Below are 17,983 nucleotides of genomic sequence, written 5' to 3'. Positions count from 1 at the left end.
TGATAACACGATACTTTTTCAATTCATTCACAGTGAGTAATATCCTTTTCATAAGTATTAGTTTAACATTTGGGACATTTTATGTTTCGACCTACTTAGGACATTATCACTTTCGAATGATATTTTTGACTATTTTCAGAAAATAGGCTTGACAATTTTCTGAAAATTGGTAAAATGGCATAAATACAAATAAAGGAGAGGTTTAAAAATCGTTGTAAGTTTTTAAAACTATTCCAAATTAAGAGTGACGGCTCACAGAAGTCGGCTCAATATCTTCTAAGGAGCTAATCATGAAAAAATTGTCTAAAGTTTTCGTTGGTTTGACAGCAGTTACTGCTGTTCTGATGCTTGCTGCCTGTGGCGCAGCACCTGGGGCATCAACTGCCTCCTCCGGAAATGAAATTGGCAAAACTTTCAAGATTGGCTATGACATCGAAATGACAGGTGCTGTTGCGGCGTATGGCGAATCAGGAAGTCGTGGTGCAGATATGGCAGTCGCTGAATTGAATGCAGACGGTGGTATCAATGGCAAAAAAATCGAAGTGATTAAAAAAGATAACAAGTCTGACAATGCTGAGGCAGCAACAGTTGCTGCTAATCTCATGTCAAATGATAAAGTCAACGCTGTTATTGGCACTAACGCCTCATCTTCAACAAAGGCAATGATTCCAAATGCCACAAAATTTGCTGTGCCAATTGTTGCACCAACAGCAACAAATGATGAATTGACACATAAGGATGGCAAAGTTGAAAAATACGTTTTCCGTGCGATTTTCCCAGATTCATTTCAAGGGAAAGTTATTTCAAACTTTGTGACAGATACGTTAGTTTCTGATACTGTTGCTGTCTATTATGATAATTCGTCAGATTATGCAAAAGGGCTTTATCAAAACTTCAAGAAAAATTACAAGGGCAAAATTGTTGAAGTGGCGACTTACCAAGCAGGCGAAAAAGATTTCCAAGCACAATTATCAAAGTTATCTAAAGAAAAATTCGGTACTTTATTAGTTTTAGGTTATTATCAAGAGGCGGGGATTTTGGTCAAACAAGCGCGTGAGCTTGGGATTGAGGTGCCGGTTATTGGTGGCGATGTACTTGCTGATCCAACATTTGCCGAACTTGCAGGACCCGAAGCCGCTAGTGACATCTACTTTGTCTCAGGTTTTTCAAGCCTCAAGCCAGCCAACGATAAAACAGCAAATTTCATCAAAAATTATAAAGAAAAATTCGGCGAAGAACCCTCTGCCTACGCAGCTTGTGCCTATGATTCAGTTATGATGGTTGCAGCAGCAGCGAAGGCTGAAAAAGCCAAAACATCAGTAGATGTTGCCGAAGGCCTTGCCAAACTTAAAGATTTTGAAGGCGTGACAGGCACTATCACGATTGATAAAAACCACGACCCAGTCAAATCAGCTTACCTCGTTAAACTTGAAAAAGCCAAAGAAGTTTCAGCTGATATTGTTAAGCCATAAAAGGCAAAAAATTCAGCTTTTTCAAACAGTGTCACAGTTTACGAAGTTTGCAGACTGAAATAGGCGTAAAGAAAAACTTTCTGATGATTTGACGTCAGAAAGTTTTTTTATACAAAAAATATCAGAATCGTAAAGTTCTGATATTGTTCATTTTTAGTAATCCATGTGGATATAAGAAGCTGAATTTTTAGGAACAATGCGTGTATTTGTTTTACCTAAACCAGCTGTTCCATTCATTTCTTTAACAGTTACAGTATCCTCAGAAACGCCAACAACAACTGCGACGTGGCCATAAGTTTTGTCTGCACCTGCACTACCTGGTGCAAATACAGCGATTGTCAAGTTAGCAACTGGTTTATCATCAACAACAAAGCCTTCGCGTTGGGCACTTGCTGTCCAATCTTTCGCATTGCCCCACCAATCGCCCATACGCGCTTTAAAGACATCTTTGACATACCAAGTACAATTGCCAGAAGCATATGTATTGCCGTTGCTATAAGGACCAACAGTTACATCAAGTGGTACGTTGACATAACCATCGCTTGCCTCGCCCGCACTACCAGTATTAGCAATATCTCCTGTATCAGGATTTACCACAGTAGCAGGTTTGAGTATCAATTTTTGATTGACAAAAATGAGGTTAGGATTTGTAATATTAGAATATTTGACAATATCAGCAACAGACACTTTTTGTGAAATAGCAATAGTGCTTAATGTATCGCCCGCTTTAACAGTATAGGTAACTGCTGGGAGTTCAACTGGTTTTGGTGCAGGCGTCGCCGGTGTTTCAGGTGTACTGGCGACTTTTTCAGTACGAGCTGGCGTGATAATCAAATTTTGACCAATAAAGATGAAATTTTGATTTTGAATACCAGAATTTTTGGCAATTTCAGCGACAGAAACATCATATTGATCTGCGATAGCACCTAAAGTATCACCTGCTTTAACAGTATAAGTAACAGCTGGAATTTCTTTAATTATTTCAGTTGGTGTTGGCGCAGGAGCAGGAGTAGTAGCTGCTGGCGCTTGAGGAGCTGTCGCGTTTTGAACAGCAGTTGCGGAAGTCTCGATTTTTTGACCAATTGAAAGGACAGCGGGATCTGAAATGTTATTGATTTTAGCAAGTTCAGCAACTGTTGTATCGTATTGTTGCGAAATTGCCCAAAGACTATCGCCTGATTTAACTGTATAACTTTCTGCCGAAGCTGCATGTGCAAAGCCCAACGTAGTCAAAAAAGCACCCGCACTGATTGCTATTTTGGTAGAAGTTGTTTTGCTTGGTTTATAGGCAACTAACTTGCCGTATTTTTGTTGTAAATCGTGCTTTCCCATGAGTGAAATTACCTTTTCTTATTTAAAAATATTTATATTTGTTTCTACAACTATGCCTTACTATTTTTGAATTTCCTATTGCCTATAGAAAAGTTCAGCAATTTATAGTATTGATTAACTGGCTCATTGTGAAATTTGCCATAAAAACAAGTCCATTACTATTATACCATAAAGTTTTCAAATAATAAACAAAAATATAATAATTTAGCAGTTTTTTTAAAATTAGAAAAATAAAAGTCAGGCAACTTGAATTTTCTGAAAATTATGGTAAAATAATAGGATAATTGTCTATCAGACAGTCATATTATACTTGTTAAAAATGGAGAAAAGCAATGCAAATTATTGTAAACGGCTTGATTCTCGGGAGTGTCTATGCGCTGATTGCGCTTGGTTACACCATGGTTTACGGGATTATCAAGCTCATCAACTTTGCGCATGGGGACGTCTATATGATGGGCGCTTTCATGGGCTATTATTTCATCAACAGTCTACACCTGAACTTTTTCGTTGCGCTTGTCTTGTCAATGGTCGGATGTGCGATTTTGGGCATGGTGATAGAGTTTCTAGCCTATCGCCCACTTCGTAAGTCGACGAAAGTCGCAGCTCTGATTACAGCGATTGGTGTGTCATTTTTTCTGGAAAATGTCATGATTTATTTTGTTGGATCAGCCTCACGTCAATTTCCAAGTGCGATTAAAGTCCACAAATACTCGTTTGGCAGTGTTTCAATTACAAATGTTCAATTGATGATTTTGATAACTGCTGTGATTTTGATGCTTCTCTTGCAACTGATTGTCAAGAAAACAAAAATGGGTAAAGCCATGCGTGCGGTGTCTGTTGAGGCTGATGCAGCACGATTGATGGGCATTAACGTTGACCAAACAATTTCCTTTACCTTTGCGCTTGGTTCAGCGCTTGCGGGTGCTGCGGGTGTCTTGATTGGTTTGTATTATGGGTCAATTGACCCACTTATGGGCATGGCACCAGGACTTAAAGCCTTTGTTGCTGCTGTTCTTGGAGGCATTGGGATTATTCCTGGTGCAGCACTCGGTGGGATTGTTATCGGTCTTTTGGAGACGCTAGCACAATCGCTCCCTGGCAAATTGTCATGGGTGGCTGGTTACAAGGATGCTGTGGTTTACGCCGTTTTGATTATCATCCTGCTTATCCGTCCTGCTGGCATTCTCGGTAAAAACGTGAAAGAGAAGGTATAGACGATGAAGAAAAATCTGAAAATAAATATCATCTGGCTTGCGATTATTGCGGTTGTCTATGGCATCCTTTATGCCTTGATTGTTGCTGGCATTATCAATGCTTTCGTGGCGCAAATCATCTCTCAAATCGGGATTAACTTGATTGTTGCCGTTGGTCTTAATCTGGTTGTTGGTTTCACGGGGCAGTTTTCTTTTGGCTCGGCTGGTTTCATGGCGATTGGTGCTTATGGTACGGCGATTGTGACAGCGCATATGCCAGCAACTTGGGGGTCAATCTTCTTGTCAATGGCGATTGGTGCGCTTGTTGCGGGAGGTGTTGCCGTGCTTGTCGGTTATCCGACCTTGCGTTTGAAAGGCGACTATCTTGCGATTGCAACACTTGGCGTATCTGAGATTATCCGCATTCTCATCATGAACGGTGGCGAGTTGACCAATGGTGCTGCGGGTCTGTCGGGAATTATCCTCTTTACAGACTGGGGCATGACTTTTGTCTTTGCTGTTGCCATTCTCATCCTTATCCTCAACTTTATCAACTCGCCCTCTGGTCGTGCCACTTTGTCGGTGCGCGAGGACGAGATTGCATCAGAGTCTATGGGGGTCAACGTCACACGGGTCAAGGTTATTGCTTTTACGATTGGCGCAATGGTCACAGCAGTTGCAGGGAGTCTGTACGCAGGCTTTATCGGAACGGTAACACCCAAAGACTTTACATGGATGAAGTCGGTTGATGCCCTGATAATCGTTGTTCTTGGCGGTTTGGGTTCAATCACAGGGACAGTTATTGCAGCTGTTATTTTGGGCTTGCTCAATATGTTCCTCCAAGATTTCGGTGCTATTCGGATGATTATCTACTCACTTGTCTTGATTCTCGTGATGATTTTCCGTCCAGGAGGCTTACTCGGTACATGGGAATTTAAACTCTCACGTATTTTTAATAAAAAAGAAAATAAGGAGGCTAACTAACATGGCACTTCTTGAAGTAAAAAATCTGACCAAAAACTTCGGCGGTCTGACTGCTGTCGGTGATGTCAATATCGAACTTGGCGAATCAGAGCTTGTCGGGCTTATCGGTCCAAATGGCGCTGGTAAAACGACTTTGTTCAACCTTTTGACAGGCGTTTATGTGCCGACTGAAGGGACAGTGACACTTGACGGAAAAATTTTAAATGGCATGCCGACTTACAAAATCGCTGCCGCTGGTTTGTCGCGGACTTTCCAAAATATCCGTTTGTTTAAAGATTTGAGCGTTCTGGATAACGTCCTCATTGCCATGGGAACGCGTAAAAAAGCCAAACTTTTTGAATCATTTTTCCGTTTGCCAGGCTATTATAAGCAAGAAGAAGAGATGAAAAAAGAGGCGCTCGAATTGCTTGCGATTTTTGATTTGGATGTTAAACATGATAGTCTTGCGAAAAATTTGCCTTACGGCGAGCAACGTCGCTTGGAGATTGTGCGTGCGCTTGCAACGAAACCAAAAATTCTTTTCTTGGACGAGCCAGCAGCAGGTATGAATCCGCAAGAAACGGCGGAATTGACAGCTTTAATTAAGCAAATTCAGCAACAATTTAACATTACGATTCTTTTGATTGAGCATGATATGAGTTTGGTTATGAATGTCACAGAACGTATTTATGTGCTGGAATATGGCAGGCTCATTGCTCACGGTACGCCTGAGGAAATCAAGAATGACAAACGTGTTATCGAATCTTATCTGGGAGGTGAAGCTTGATGGCTATGTTAGAAGTTAAAAATCTTGATGTTCATTATGGCGTTATCCAAGCTGTGCGTGATGTTTCTTTTGAGGTCAATGAGGGCGAAGTTGTGTCCTTGATTGGTGCTAATGGTGCGGGAAAAACGTCAATTTTGCGGACGATTTCGGGTCTTGTTCGACCGTCAAATGGGACAATTTCATTTGAGGGACAAGAAATTCAAAAAATGCCCGCTCAGAAAATTGTGGCAAGTGGTTTGTCACAAGTACCTGAAGGACGTCACGTTTTTCCAGGGCTTTCGGTTATGGAAAACTTGGAAATGGGTGCTTTCCTCCGTAAGAATCGTGAGCAAAATGCGCAAAATCTGAAGCATGTTTTTCAACGTTTTCCGCGCTTGGAAGAGCGTAAAACGCAAGATGCTGCCACCTTGTCAGGTGGCGAGCAACAAATGCTTGCCATGGGGCGGGCGCTGATGAGTGAGCCCAAACTTTTACTTTTGGATGAGCCATCAATGGGACTTGCGCCGATTTTCATCCAAGAGATTTTTGAGATTATCAAAGATATTCAAAAACAAGGCACAACGGTTCTGCTGATTGAGCAAAATGCCAATATGGCGCTGTCTATCGCTGATCGTGGCTATGTTTTGGAGACAGGTAAGGTCGTCTTGTCGGGGACAGGCGAGGAACTGCTGACTTCTGATGAAGTACGCAAGGCTTACTTGGGTGGCTAAAAATGTGAAAGTGCGCAGTTATGGCGTGCTTTTTTGCTAGGTGGCGTGGTAAAATAGATTTAAACAAGTAAGCAAGAATAGAAAGTAGGTTCTCATATGGCAGTAAAAGATTTTATGACCAAAAAAGTCATCTATGTATCGCCCGAAACGAAAGTAGCGCGAGCTGCGGACATCATGAAAGAGCAGCACATTCATCGCTTGCCAGTCATGGCAAATGATAAATTGGTCGGTTTGGTATCGGCTGGGACGATTGAGAAAGCGAGTCCATCGGTTTCGACCACTTTGTCGGTTTATGAGATGAATTATCTGCTCAACAAAACGACTGTTGGTGAGGTGATGATTAAGGATGTTTTAACCATTTCCAAAAATGCGGCGCTTGAGGACGCGGTTTACATGATGCGCCAAAACAGTGTCGGTGTCTTGCCTGTTGTGGACAACGAGCAGGTCAGCGGGATTATCACATCTAAGGACGTTTATGGGGCATTTTTGAAAATTGTCGGTTACGGCGAGGCTGGCGTGCGCATTCGCGTGATTATGCCGGATGTTGTCGGCTCTCTGGAAAAAGTAGCGGATATTCTTGCTAAAAATGACTTGGATGTTAGAAGTATTGCCCAAATCAATCTTGAACATAAGCAATCAATCGTTGAAATTCAGCTGATTGGTAAGCTCCCCATGGCTGAAATTGCCAAAGCTTTCACGGCTGCTAGTTTTGAGGTTGACGAGATTCATGAGACGGAAAATAAATTGGTCAGATGAGGGAGAATATGGTAAAATAGACGAAAGTCTATTTTTGTTGTGACTAAATGTGCGCTCATTTGATTAATTAAAAAAAGGAAAAATTATGTTCTTCGTTTATCTCAAAAATTTTGTTATAATGCTGCTATGGATGCTCAATGGTAATGCGCATTTTCACAATAAGGATAAAATTCCTGATTCTGATGAAAATTATGTGTTTGTTGCACCACATCGAACGTGGTGGGACCCCGTTTATATGGCTTTTGCGACCAAGCCCAAGCAGTTTATTTTTATGGCGAAAAGACAGTTGTTTAAGAATCCGTTTTTTGGTTTCTGGATTGAAAAATGTGGCGCTTTTCCTATTGATCGCGATAATCCAAATCCTAGCACAATCAAATATCCTGTCAAAATGCTGAAAACGTCCAAAAAATCGCTGATTATGTTTCCGTCTGGTTCACGTCATTCGACGGATATTAAGGGTGGTGTGGCGCTGATTGCGAAAATGGCGAAAGTTCGGATTATGCCATCTGTTTATCAAGGTCCGTTGAGTTTTGGTGGCTTGATGCGACGTGAGCGGATTGATATGAATTTTGGTAATCTGATTGATATTTCGGATATTAAAAAAATGGATGCGGCTGGCATTGCGGAAGTTTCTCGTCGAATTGAAGCGGAGTTTGAACGTTTGGATGCGGAGATTGATACCGTTCACAGAGCAGCACAACGTCCGATGATTTTCGGCTATATTCCGCGATTGATTTTGCTGATTCCTGTTCTTATGCTGACAATTTTAACGATTTTTTTCACTGTTATTGCCACACCCATTTATCGAATTTATCAAAAATTGAAGAAATAGATAAAAAATCGTGAGAAATTGCGATTTTTTACTTGACAATTTTTTGTGTACTAGATATAATGGTACAAAAGATACAAAAAGAAGATAAGGAGGTCAATTCATGATGGAAAATAATAAACACTCAAACGCATTTTTTTCAGTTAAGGGACATCCTTTCTTAACGCGCACACCTAAGTTTTCAAAAGGGACTGGCTTAGAAAATCAACAATTTTTGGAATTGTCATCTGCTGAATTTTCTGCTTTTGTCGCCAAACGTGATGCGATTCATTTTCAGCAAACGAAGGCATTTGGTGATTTGCAGCAGTCGCTTGGGCGTGTGCCACTTTATTTTGCGGTAAAAAATGGCGCTGACATACTTGCGGCGATTTTAATCACGTTGGTCAAAGTTCGTTTTGGTTATTTGGCTGAAGTGCATGGTAATCCGTATTTTTCGCAAGCTTTTTCGGATAATGAGGAACTGATAACTGGTTTGACAGCTGTTCTAAAAAAACGAGGTGTTTTAAAACTCGTCATTCATTCCAACAAAAAAGTTGCACAATACGCAGATGATTGGGAGAAAACAGTGGCTTGCAATCAAGATTTGTCTGATTTTTATACGCAACTTGGCTTTGCTGAGGGGCAATTAAATGCCTTTGAGAAAGATTTTCGGTATAATTATGGGAAAAATTTATCAGAATTTGAGACTTTTGACCAATTACAGCAGTCATTTAGCGAAAATGCCTTGCGAAATATCAAGAAAGCGCAAAAATTCGGAATCGTGATTGAAGAATTGGGCTATGATGAGTTGGCAGAATTTAAAAAAGTGATTGATGAGGCGGGAGAACGGCGCAATTTTGCAACACGTGATTTGGCTTATTATCAGTCGGCTTTTAAGGCTTATGGCGAGCAAGTGAAATTCGTAACTGCTAAACTTAACTTTGTCAATTATTCAGCCACTATTGAAAAGGAATCTGAAACGCTGTTAAAAGCCATGGCAAAACTGCAAAGTCAGCCCGAAAATGATAAAAATCTAAATAAATTAAAGCAATTTCAGGCGCAATTTGCGAGTTTGGCTAAGCGCAAAAAAGAGGCGGTTGCGCTTGCACAAGAGTACGGCGATAAGGACGTGATACTTGCAGCAGCTCAATTTTTTATCATGCCAAATGAAGTTTTGTACATGTTTAGTGGCATGTATAGCCAGTTTGCTCAGTTTTCAGCGCCATTTTTGATTCAAGCAAATATGATGCGGTATGCTTTTGAGCATAAAATCGACTTTTACAACTTTTTGGGGGTCAATGCACCAGATAAGTCAGATCAAGGTGTGCTGAAATTTAAGCAGAATTTCAAAGGCTTTATTTGGCAGTCGTCTGGCAATTATGAGTTGCCAATCAATCCGCTTTTAAATAAAATGACAGAGTTTTTCAAAACTTTAGTTGGCTGATAAGTTATTGAATATATAAAATGTGTCATTTTTCTTGACAAAATCACTTGTACTAGATACAATGGCACATGTAACACAAAACGAAAGGTAGGAGAAATGCGCAAATTAGCAATTTATGAGCAATTAGTTCTAGCAATCAAGGCTGAAATTGCTGCGGGCATTTTACATGCGGGCGACAAATTGCCCAGTGTACGTAAATTCGCCTTGGAAAATAATATCAATCCTAATACAGCGGTAAAAGTTTACAAAACTTTGGAAAATGAGGGTGTGATTAACTCCATTCCTAGTAAAGGGAATTTTATCAGTGATGATATTGACACTTTACAGGCGGTACATGTGGCGGATTTGACGGCACAATTTACAGAATTGATTCGGGAAATGCGTGATAATTGTGTGACAAAAGAGACTTTGTTAGAGATTATAGAAGGAGTTTATCATGACTTTGAAAGTTGAAAATTTAAGTAAAGCCATTGAGGGGACACCTATTTTGGCGAATGTCTCTTTTGAGATGACAAAAGGTAGTGTTATCGGTCTTGTCGGGCGCAATGGTGCGGGCAAAACGACCTTGATGCGTTTGATAGCGGGTGAGATGCAAGGCGATAGTGGCACGGTTATTTTAGGAGATAAGGGACGGGAAACGATTTTTTATCTGGATACGCAGAGCAACTGGATGACGGCCTACACTGCTGATACGGCTGCGGCTGTCTTGAAGATTTTCTATCCTAAGTTTGATTTGGCACATTTTAAAGACATTTTGGCGACCCAAAATTTGTCAACAACTAAACCGATTGCCTCATTTTCAAAAGGGCAAAAAGTGTTGATTTATATCGCGGCTGGGATTGCGAGCCAAGCTGAGTATTTGCTCTTTGATGAACCGCTTGATGGCCTTGACGTTTTCATCAAGGATTATTTCAAACAAATTTTGCTTGAAGCAGTGGATAATTGTCGTGCGGTTATGATTGCCACGCACAATCTGGCAGAGCTTGATAGTCTTGCGGACAGAATTTTATTGATAAATGATACAATCATTACTGAACAGGATAATGAGGCTGATATTGTCAAAATTCAGTTCGTTTATGAGGGGGATAAGTTGCCGTCAAATCTGACGGATGTCGCAACGATTCTCGAAAACCGCGGGCGTGTCTATGTTGCTCTAATCTCAGAGGAGTTGGTGTCAGCGATTTTTGCAGATAGCACGACTTATAGATTTGTCGAGATATTGCCTGTGACGACCGAGGATGTTTTCAGAAAGGAATTAGGTGGGGTATGAAAAATGTATTGAAAGCCTATTTTAAATTGCGGAAGAACTGGTTGATTGCCTTTTATAGCTTGATTGTCCTCTTTGGTGTGGGGAGTATGGTGGTTGATAGTGTGAACTGGCATAGTTGGGAAAAGGTAGTTGATAAAAACATGGATGCTTACCACTATCGTGAGATTCGTGATTATTTGGGGAAGAAGACGACTAATAATGCTGAGGTCTATAACACATTTGATAATGCGGAGACTTATCTGAGTCTCGTTAGTATCGATTATAGTCTTAAAACTGATCCGAGAGTTAGTGCTTATTATGCTAAAATGCCAGAAGATTTTGATGTTTTTAGAGATCAGCAGTTGGCATATTATAAAACAACGGATGTACATTACGAAAGATTTCAAGCTCAAAATCCTAAATGGCTAATCTATCATCATGGGAACGGAGCTTTTGATGTCACGCTAAATAAAGTTGGCATGATTGGCATACCACTTTTAGTGTTTGTTGGCTTGTATGCCTTGGTTTTGATAATTGACCAATGGAAAAAATTGCCAGCTTTTATTCGCTCAAGAACAGGCAATGGTAACTTGTTGGGTGTTAGTCAAGTTATCTATTGGTTAGTAATTCCCTTTGCTTTAGCCAGCGTATTGACAGTTGTGACAGAAATAACGCGCCCTCTTTTCATACCAGCTAAGTATGCGGTGGTGCCGTGGTGGGACATCTTAAACTATTCAGTTGATTACTTTTCGTATATCTTTGCGGCAACGATTTTTGTGACATTTGTTCATGCACTTGTTGGCAATCCGATTTATAAGATAATCACAGGCGTTGGCATTGTGCTAGCAGCTAGCATTGCTTTGGGTAATTTACAAAACTTGTTAGGCATAACGCGGTTCCCTTCTCCATTTTCACCAAGTGGGCTGTTAAATGCACAAACTTTCCTAATCTTTGTCGCTGTTTTGTGCTTACCCTTGACCATTTGGATGCAAACGAAATATTCACTAGAACAAGAAAGTGCTTATATTCGGATTAGGAAGTTTAGTCTGCCCTTTTATGTGTTGATTGTCTTCTTCTCTATTTTTGACTTCATTATACCTTTGTTCATGGAAAATAAAGGTTTTAATGTAGTTGCCTTGATTCTCAGTGTTATCATACCTATTGCGATTATCCTTATTTTCGCTAAACTGGTTTTGAATAAGAATGTCCTAACTTTGATAAAAAAATAAAATTTTAGCACTCTGAAAAAAGAGTGCTAATTATTTTGTCAAAATTGGTCAAACATGGTAAAATAGAGTTACTACTAAAAGTTAAAGAGGTTTTAACGTGAACAATACAGAATTTTATGATCGTTTAGGTGTGAGTAAGTCAGCAAGTCAAGATGAGATAAAAAAAGCCTATCGCAAATTATCCAAGCAATATCATCCAGACATCAATAAAGAGGCGGGTGCTGAGGACAAGTACAAGGACATTCAAGAGGCTTACGAGACCTTGGGCGACGAGCAAAAGCGTGCTTCATATGACCAGTTTGGCGCTGCGGGAGCTAATGGCGGTTTCGGTGGCGGCGGAGGCTTTGGTGGTTTTGAAGGCTTTTCTGGCGGCGGTGGTTTCGGCGGCTTTGATGACATTTTTTCATCATTTTTCGGTGGTGGCGGTGGTCGTAGCAATCCGACTGCACCACGCCAAGGTGCTGATTTGCAATATCGCATTAATTTGAAATTTGAAGAGGCGATTTTCGGCGTTGAAAAAGAAATCAGTTATCAGCGCGAACAGGAATGTTATACGTGTAATGGTAGTGGCGCAAAACCTGGTACACAGCCGATTACTTGTAGCAAGTGTGGCGGTCGCGGTCAGGTTCAAGTGGCACGCGATACACCGCTTGGGCGCGTGATGACGACGGCAACTTGTGATGTTTGTCACGGCACAGGTAAAGAAATTAAGGAAAAATGTCCGACTTGTCACGGTACAGGTCACGAAAAACAAGCACACAAAGTCAAGGTGAAAGTCCCTGCTGGTGTCGAAACAGGTCAGCAAATGCGTATGGCTGGTGGTGGCGATGCGGGTGTCAATAGCGGCCCCTATGGCGATTTGTATGTGATTTTCAATGTTGCAGCATCTGACAAATTTGAGCGTGATGGCTCGGAAATTTACTACAATATGCCACTCCAATTTGTCCAAGCAGCGCTTGGCGATGAAATTGAAGTGCCCACAGTTCACGGCAATGTCAAGCTGAAAATCCCAGCGGGTACGCAAACAGGTCAAACTTTCCGTTTGCGTGGCAAAGGTGCGCCAAAATTGCATGGTTCGAGTAATGGCGACCAGCAAGTTATCGTCAATCTTATCACGCCAAAGAAACTCAACGATGCGCAAAAAGAGGCACTCTTAGCCTTTGCTAAAGCGAGTGGTCAAAGTGTTTCAGCGCAGAAATCGGAAGGCTTCTTTGATAAATGGAAAAGATAAAATTTAAGTTAAGGTTTATTTAAGTTTCTTAGCTTATAATAAATTTATTCCTAAAATATTTTTTCATAAATTAACAAACTCCTTTGGAAAATCTCGTCATGCTAGTATGGCGAGATTTTCTGTTTTTCTCATAAAAACGTTATCAATATTTCATGCTTTAGTGTTGAAATTGATTTTATCTACATTGCTGAACATTTCATGTTATAATTGATTTATGGAAAAATCACAAGAAATCATGTCGGGAATCGGCGATATTAACAATAAAATGCTCCTTTTCCGCAAGCCTATCATGGCGCGCGCAATGGCGGGTTTTTCGCTGTCGGAGATTTCCTATATCGAATATGTCGGTAAGCACGCTAATGCCAACGTCACACGGCTTGCGAGTGCGCTTTATATGACGCGTGGGGCAATCAGTAAAATGACGCGAAAGTTGCAGAAAAAAGGGATTATCGAAAGTTTTCAGAAACCTGAAAATAAAAAGGAGATTTATTTCACGCTGACGGATGAGGGAAGGCGAATTGATGCAATTCACAGGCGTCTACATGCTGATTTTATTGAGGCAGATAAGACGGTTTTTGCAGCATTTTCTGAGGAAGAATTGGCTGTTGTTGCCCGATTTGTTGCCAAGTATAATGACCATTTGGATGCGGAATTGAGATAAGATTTTTTAGCGCCAACTAATCGTCGTCACAAGGTTAGATGGCGTGATGCAGGATTTGGAAAATCTAGCTCATTTTTTCTTGTCAACAATTTTATGAGTTTGTAAGACTTTTACCAAGTCTTATTTTTTTACATTATTTTTGTTGACAAAGAAACAAAAATAATGTAGACTGATTATGTTGACAAGGAAACATTATTCTTATCAAAACAAGAAAGGTATCTCAAACGATGACAACTCAAACAAAAATACCACGCGCAACGCTACTTGCGGCTTGGACAATCACGCTTGCAGCAATTGCGCCAATGCTGGATGCGACCATGGTCAATATTGCTGTGCAAGATCTTACGACTGATTTTTCAACGACACTTGCTCTGATTCAGTGGGCGATTACGGGCTATGTGCTTGCGCTCGCTGTGGCTGTGCCGATTTCGGGGTGGCTGATGAATCGCTTTGACGGCAAAAAAGTGTTGATTTTATCCGTCGTTGCTTTTGGGCTGACTTCGATTCTTGCGGGTCTGAGTTGGTCTGTCACGATTTTCATTATTTTCCGCTTGCTACAAGGTTTTAGCGCAGGTATCATCACACCCTTGATGTCAACTTTGCTGGTCAAAACGGCGGGACCTAAAAACATTGGCAAGGTAATTTCTATCGTGACCACGCCCATGATTTTCGGACCGATTTTTGGTCCTGTGCTTGGCGGTTTTATCGTCGATGTCGCCTCTTGGCATTGGATTTTTTATATCAATGTTGCTGTGGTGCTGATTGCCGTACCTTTGATGATGCGCAATCTCCCGACTTTTCCAGCATTTGACAAGACCAGTCGGCTTGATATTTTTGGCATTTCGACCCTTGCACTTATGAGTGTAGCGCTGATTTTCGGCATTTCAAAAGCGGCGGATGCTGCCAGTTTCGCCAATCGTGACAGCTTGATTTGGCTGATGACAGGTCTTGCGCTCGCTTTTGTTTACGCCATTTACGATCGTCACAGCACTCGCCAAACCGTGCTACCCTTGACTTTGTTTCGCCACATAACATTTAGAGCGACAAGCGTCGGACTTTTCCTCGCCAACATTGCGATTATGGGGCCTATGTTGATTCTCCCGCTATTTTTTCAAAACATGTTACAGTTGACAACGATTGAGGCAGCGCTAGCGCTGATGCCACAAGGGTTAGGCATGCTAGTCACTCGTTCTCATATTGGGAAGATGATTGATAAAGTTGGTGCAAAAAAAGTTGTGCTAGTCAGTGTCGGTTTGTCGCTGCTTGGCACGCTACCGCTGATTTTCATCAATAGTCAAACGTCTCTTATCTGGCTTTCACTCGCTCTTTTCATTCGTGGCGCAAGTGTCGGTGGTGTCACGATTCCGCTAACAAGTGACGCCTACACTGGACTTGACGACAAGGAACTACCCCAAGCAAGTATCGGCGTCAATATTATTGAAAATCTCGGATCAAGTTTTGGCACGGCTTTACTTGCCACAATTGTTGGCGCTATGACGGCGGTAAATGGTGCTGAAATAGGCTTTCATGCAGGCTTTCTCGTTTCAGCAATTATTTTAGCGCTCATTATTTTTCCTGCTTTATTTTTGACGACAAACTAATTATTTTTAGATAAATCTCGTCAGTTTGCTTGCTGTCGGGATTTTTTGCTTGCTAAATTATGGTATAATAGTTCTATGAGTATTGAAAATTACAAGCCTGATTTTCTGCTGAATGCTGCTTATCAGCTGAATGCGGAGAGTTTACGGCGACATGACATACGTGCGGTTTTTGTTGATTTGGATAATACTTTGACCGCTTGGAATAATCCTGACGGCACACCTGAAATGCGGGCATGGTTGGCAGAAATGAAAGCGACAAATATCAAGGTCATCGTTGTGTCAAATAACAAACTAAGTCGTGTTGAAAGAGCTGTCAAGCGATTCGACGTTGCATTTGTCAGTCGTGCAATGAAACCTTTTGACATTGGCATCAAAAAAGCGCTGAAACTGGTTGATGAAAAGCCCGAGCATGTGGTTATGGTCGGTGATCAGCTGATGACGGATATTCGCGCTAGTAAGCGTGCAGGCGTTCGCAGTGTTTTGGTAAGACCGTTGGTTGAGTCGGATGCGTGGAATACGAAATTGAATCGCGCGCGCGAACGCCGTGTTTGGCGCAAGTTGATAGAAAAATATGGAGAACCCGAGTGGCAGAACATGATTTAGAGTTACAAGAAGTGGAAGGGGTGCGCTGTATTGGCTGTGGCGCAGTTATCCAAACGAGCGATAAGAACGCTTTGGGTTACACGCCACAATCGGCGCTAGATAAGGGTTTGGAGACGGGAGAACTCTATTGTCAGCGTTGTTTTCGGTTACGCCATTACAACGAAATTGCTGATGTTAATATCAGTGATGACGAGTTTTTGCGCCTGTTGACAGAGGTTGGCAATGCTGATGCGCTAGTTGTCAATGTTATCGACATTTTTGACTTCAATGGTTCAGTCATTCCAAGTCTGCACCGTTTTGTGTCGGGAAATGATGTGCTACTTGTCGGTAATAAGCGCGATATTTTACCCAAGTCGGTCAAGGAAAGCAAGGTTAGGCAATGGCTCCGCGAGCGTGCACATGAGGCTGGGCTGAGACCTGTTGATGTTGTGCTTGCGAGCGCTTTTAACAGAGATGACATCGCTTCCCTCATGAATGAGATTGAAACTTATCGCAAGGGACGTGATGTTTACGTTGTCGGCGTGACCAATGTTGGCAAATCAACCCTGATTAATGCGATTATCAAGAATGCAACGGGCGATAGCGATGTGATCACAACCAGTCGTTTTCCTGGCACAACCCTTGATAAGATTGAGATTCCGCTTGATGACGGCAGTTTTATTATTGACACGCCGGGTATCATCCATCGGCATCAAATGGCACATTTTATTGGCAAGAAAGACTTGAAACTGGTCAGTCCCAAAAAAGAAATTAAGCCGAAAACTTATCAGCTCAACAGTGGGCAAACGCTTTTCATGGGTGGGCTGGCGCGTTTTGACTACATCAAGGGCGACAAGCAAGGTTTTACGGGCTTTTTTGACAATAACCTAACCCTTCACAGAACTAAACTTGACGGTGCAGCTGATTTTTATGCCAAACATGCGGGAGGCTTATTAGTGCCACCGATGATTGACGAAGTCGCAAATTTCCCAAAACTCATTCGCAAGGAATTTTCGTTAAAAGAAAAAACGGACATTGTTTTTTCAGGACTAGGCTGGATTCGCGTGGCACAGCCCGCTGTGATTGCCGCTTGGGTGCCTGAGGGTGTGGATGTGTTGGTGCGGAAGTCGCTGATTTGATCGAAATGTGGTATTATATTGATAGGATGAAATAAGTCATTTAAGCATCGAAAAACGAGAAACATCTTCCAGACAAATTGTCCCTACAAATGATTGATTGTTAGGGGCGGAAATCTGAGATTAACATAAGATTAGCGCTAGACGTTAATTAAAGAAAGAAAATACATGACATTAACAGGAAAACAAAAACGCTTTTTGCGAGCTGAGGCGCACCACCTAACACCAATTGTGCAGATTGGTAAAGGTGGCTTGACCAATGAAATCAAGACGAGCATTCGGCGTGCCTTGGATGCGCGCGAACTCATCAAAGTGGCAATTTTGCAAAATTCGGATGCAAACATCAATGATGTGGCGGAAGAAATCGAGGAAATGTCTTTTGATGTGGTGCAGAAAATCGGTCGCATTTTGGTCGTTTTTAAGGTCGCTGAAAAACGTGAAAATCGTAAGATTTCCTTGAAAGTTAAGGACTTATAAGACTTAGGATTCACTAGACCCTAAGAACTTTGCAACTTCATTATTTATCAATCGTCAAAGGAGTAGCCAACCCAACGCCTAAGCGTTAAACCGCTAAGGCACGTTGTGCATAGCTACTTCCCTAAGTTCTTCACGACTTCGTCGTTCAATCACTAAAGGAGTAGCCACTCCAACGCCTAAGCGTTAAACCGCTAAGGCACGTTGTAGATAGCTACTTCCCTAAGCTCTTCACGACTTCGTCGTTCAATCACTAAAGGAGTAGCCACTCCAACGCCTAAGCGTTAAACCGCTAAGGCACGTTGTAGATAGCTACTTCCCTAAGCTCTTCACGACTTCGTCGTTCAATCACTAA

At 41.5% G+C, this 17,983-nt stretch carries 18 protein-coding genes; 17 read left to right on the top strand and 1 reads right to left on the bottom strand.

Annotated features, from left to right (window positions below; all coding sequences use genetic code 11):
- Positions 1-290: 290 nt before the first annotated feature.
- The gene (locus tag Hs30E_RS07620; protein ID WP_172209331.1) at positions 291-1,472 is read left to right on the top strand and encodes an ABC transporter substrate-binding protein; all 1,182 of its coding nucleotides are present in this window, start codon (positions 291-293) and stop codon (positions 1,470-1,472) included.
- A gap of 153 nt (positions 1,473-1,625) precedes the next feature.
- On the opposite strand, the gene Hs30E_RS07615 is transcribed toward Hs30E_RS07620, so the two are convergent.
- Complete coding sequence (locus Hs30E_RS07615) at positions 1,626-2,804, bottom strand: LysM peptidoglycan-binding domain-containing protein (protein WP_172209329.1); 1,179 nt, start codon at positions 2,802-2,804, stop codon at positions 1,626-1,628.
- Positions 2,805-3,136: 332 nt separating this feature from the next.
- On the opposite strand from Hs30E_RS07615, the gene Hs30E_RS07610 reads away from it, so the two are divergent.
- From Hs30E_RS07610 to yhbY, 16 genes are all read left to right on the top strand, one after another.
- On the top strand, positions 3,137-4,018 hold the full coding sequence (locus Hs30E_RS07610) for a branched-chain amino acid ABC transporter permease (RefSeq protein WP_172209327.1): 882 nt from the start codon (positions 3,137-3,139) through the stop codon (positions 4,016-4,018).
- 3 nt (positions 4,019-4,021) lie between these two features.
- Complete coding sequence (locus Hs30E_RS07605) at positions 4,022-4,981, top strand: branched-chain amino acid ABC transporter permease (RefSeq protein ID WP_172209325.1); 960 nt, start codon at positions 4,022-4,024, stop codon at positions 4,979-4,981.
- Position 4,982: 1 nt separating this feature from the next.
- A complete protein-coding gene (locus Hs30E_RS07600) occupies positions 4,983-5,747 on the top strand; it encodes an ABC transporter ATP-binding protein (RefSeq protein WP_172209324.1) in 765 nt (254 codons plus the stop codon).
- Positions 5,747-6,457 (top strand): ABC transporter ATP-binding protein, encoded by a 711-nt coding sequence (locus Hs30E_RS07595; RefSeq protein WP_172209323.1) that lies wholly within the window; start codon positions 5,747-5,749, stop codon positions 6,455-6,457. Before Hs30E_RS07600 ends, Hs30E_RS07595 begins: the two co-directional genes overlap by 1 nt.
- Before the next feature lie 96 nt (positions 6,458-6,553).
- Positions 6,554-7,213, top strand: coding sequence for a CBS domain-containing protein (locus tag Hs30E_RS07590; RefSeq protein ID WP_172209322.1), 660 nt, complete (start codon positions 6,554-6,556; stop codon positions 7,211-7,213).
- Between the two features lie 85 nt (positions 7,214-7,298).
- Positions 7,299-8,045 (top strand): lysophospholipid acyltransferase family protein, encoded by a 747-nt coding sequence (locus tag Hs30E_RS07585; protein ID WP_172209321.1) that lies wholly within the window; start codon positions 7,299-7,301, stop codon positions 8,043-8,045.
- Between the two features lie 100 nt (positions 8,046-8,145).
- Positions 8,146-9,465, top strand: a complete 1,320-nt coding sequence (locus Hs30E_RS07580; RefSeq protein WP_172209320.1) for a peptidoglycan bridge formation glycyltransferase FemA/FemB family protein — start codon at positions 8,146-8,148, stop codon at positions 9,463-9,465.
- 96 nt (positions 9,466-9,561) lie between these two features.
- On the top strand, positions 9,562-9,918 hold the full coding sequence (locus Hs30E_RS07575; RefSeq protein WP_172209319.1) for a GntR family transcriptional regulator: 357 nt from the start codon (positions 9,562-9,564) through the stop codon (positions 9,916-9,918).
- Complete coding sequence (locus tag Hs30E_RS07570; protein ID WP_172209318.1) at positions 9,902-10,735, top strand: ATP-binding cassette domain-containing protein; 834 nt, start codon at positions 9,902-9,904, stop codon at positions 10,733-10,735. Before Hs30E_RS07575 ends, Hs30E_RS07570 begins: the two co-directional genes overlap by 17 nt.
- The gene (locus Hs30E_RS07565; protein WP_172209317.1) at positions 10,732-11,943 is read left to right on the top strand and encodes a hypothetical protein; all 1,212 of its coding nucleotides are present in this window, start codon (positions 10,732-10,734) and stop codon (positions 11,941-11,943) included. The genes Hs30E_RS07570 and Hs30E_RS07565 overlap by 4 nt, the downstream gene beginning before the upstream one ends.
- A gap of 97 nt (positions 11,944-12,040) precedes the next feature.
- Positions 12,041-13,174: a molecular chaperone DnaJ gene (dnaJ, locus tag Hs30E_RS07560; protein ID WP_172209316.1), complete on the top strand. Its 1,134-nt coding sequence runs from the start codon at positions 12,041-12,043 to the stop codon at positions 13,172-13,174.
- A gap of 214 nt (positions 13,175-13,388) precedes the next feature.
- Positions 13,389-13,835 carry a MarR family transcriptional regulator gene (locus Hs30E_RS07555; protein ID WP_172209314.1) on the top strand — a complete coding sequence of 149 codons (447 nt, stop codon included), beginning with the start codon at positions 13,389-13,391 and terminating at the stop codon, positions 13,833-13,835.
- A gap of 227 nt (positions 13,836-14,062) precedes the next feature.
- Positions 14,063-15,436 carry a DHA2 family efflux MFS transporter permease subunit gene (locus Hs30E_RS07550; RefSeq protein WP_172209312.1) on the top strand — a complete coding sequence of 458 codons (1,374 nt, stop codon included), beginning with the start codon at positions 14,063-14,065 and terminating at the stop codon, positions 15,434-15,436.
- A 75-nt stretch (positions 15,437-15,511) separates the two neighbouring features.
- Complete coding sequence (locus tag Hs30E_RS07545; protein ID WP_172209310.1) at positions 15,512-16,039, top strand: YqeG family HAD IIIA-type phosphatase; 528 nt, start codon at positions 15,512-15,514, stop codon at positions 16,037-16,039.
- Between the two features lie 11 nt (positions 16,040-16,050).
- A complete protein-coding gene (gene yqeH, locus Hs30E_RS07540) occupies positions 16,051-17,157 on the top strand; it encodes a ribosome biogenesis GTPase YqeH (protein ID WP_172209333.1) in 1,107 nt (368 codons plus the stop codon).
- A gap of 165 nt (positions 17,158-17,322) precedes the next feature.
- Positions 17,323-17,631: a ribosome assembly RNA-binding protein YhbY gene (yhbY, locus tag Hs30E_RS07535; protein ID WP_172209309.1), complete on the top strand. Its 309-nt coding sequence runs from the start codon at positions 17,323-17,325 to the stop codon at positions 17,629-17,631.
- Positions 17,632-17,983 lie beyond the last annotated feature (352 nt).

The organism is Pseudolactococcus hodotermopsidis, assembly GCF_011170085.1.
Classification (GTDB): Bacteria; Bacillota; Bacilli; order Lactobacillales; family Streptococcaceae; genus Pseudolactococcus; species Pseudolactococcus hodotermopsidis.
Note: the sequence above shows the minus strand (reverse complement) of the source record. Positions and strands in the feature narration are given on the sequence as shown.

Coding starts and splice junctions, on each gene's coding strand:
- Hs30E_RS07620 (WP_172209331.1), top strand. CDS start 291: ATGAAAAAATTGTCTAAAGTTTTCGTTGGTTTGACAGCAGTTACTGCT.
- Hs30E_RS07615 (WP_172209329.1), bottom strand. CDS start 2,804: ATGGGAAAGCACGATTTACAACAAAAATACGGCAAGTTAGTTGCCTAT.
- Hs30E_RS07610 (WP_172209327.1), top strand. CDS start 3,137: ATGCAAATTATTGTAAACGGCTTGATTCTCGGGAGTGTCTATGCGCTG.
- Hs30E_RS07605 (WP_172209325.1), top strand. CDS start 4,022: ATGAAGAAAAATCTGAAAATAAATATCATCTGGCTTGCGATTATTGCG.
- Hs30E_RS07600 (WP_172209324.1), top strand. CDS start 4,983: ATGGCACTTCTTGAAGTAAAAAATCTGACCAAAAACTTCGGCGGTCTG.
- Hs30E_RS07595 (WP_172209323.1), top strand. CDS start 5,747: ATGGCTATGTTAGAAGTTAAAAATCTTGATGTTCATTATGGCGTTATC.
- Hs30E_RS07590 (WP_172209322.1), top strand. CDS start 6,554: ATGGCAGTAAAAGATTTTATGACCAAAAAAGTCATCTATGTATCGCCC.
- Hs30E_RS07585 (WP_172209321.1), top strand. CDS start 7,299: ATGTTCTTCGTTTATCTCAAAAATTTTGTTATAATGCTGCTATGGATG.
- Hs30E_RS07580 (WP_172209320.1), top strand. CDS start 8,146: ATGATGGAAAATAATAAACACTCAAACGCATTTTTTTCAGTTAAGGGA.
- Hs30E_RS07575 (WP_172209319.1), top strand. CDS start 9,562: ATGCGCAAATTAGCAATTTATGAGCAATTAGTTCTAGCAATCAAGGCT.
- Hs30E_RS07570 (WP_172209318.1), top strand. CDS start 9,902: ATGACTTTGAAAGTTGAAAATTTAAGTAAAGCCATTGAGGGGACACCT.
- Hs30E_RS07565 (WP_172209317.1), top strand. CDS start 10,732: ATGAAAAATGTATTGAAAGCCTATTTTAAATTGCGGAAGAACTGGTTG.
- Hs30E_RS07555 (WP_172209314.1), top strand. CDS start 13,389: ATGGAAAAATCACAAGAAATCATGTCGGGAATCGGCGATATTAACAAT.
- Hs30E_RS07550 (WP_172209312.1), top strand. CDS start 14,063: ATGACAACTCAAACAAAAATACCACGCGCAACGCTACTTGCGGCTTGG.
- Hs30E_RS07545 (WP_172209310.1), top strand. CDS start 15,512: ATGAGTATTGAAAATTACAAGCCTGATTTTCTGCTGAATGCTGCTTAT.
- yhbY (WP_172209309.1), top strand. CDS start 17,323: ATGACATTAACAGGAAAACAAAAACGCTTTTTGCGAGCTGAGGCGCAC.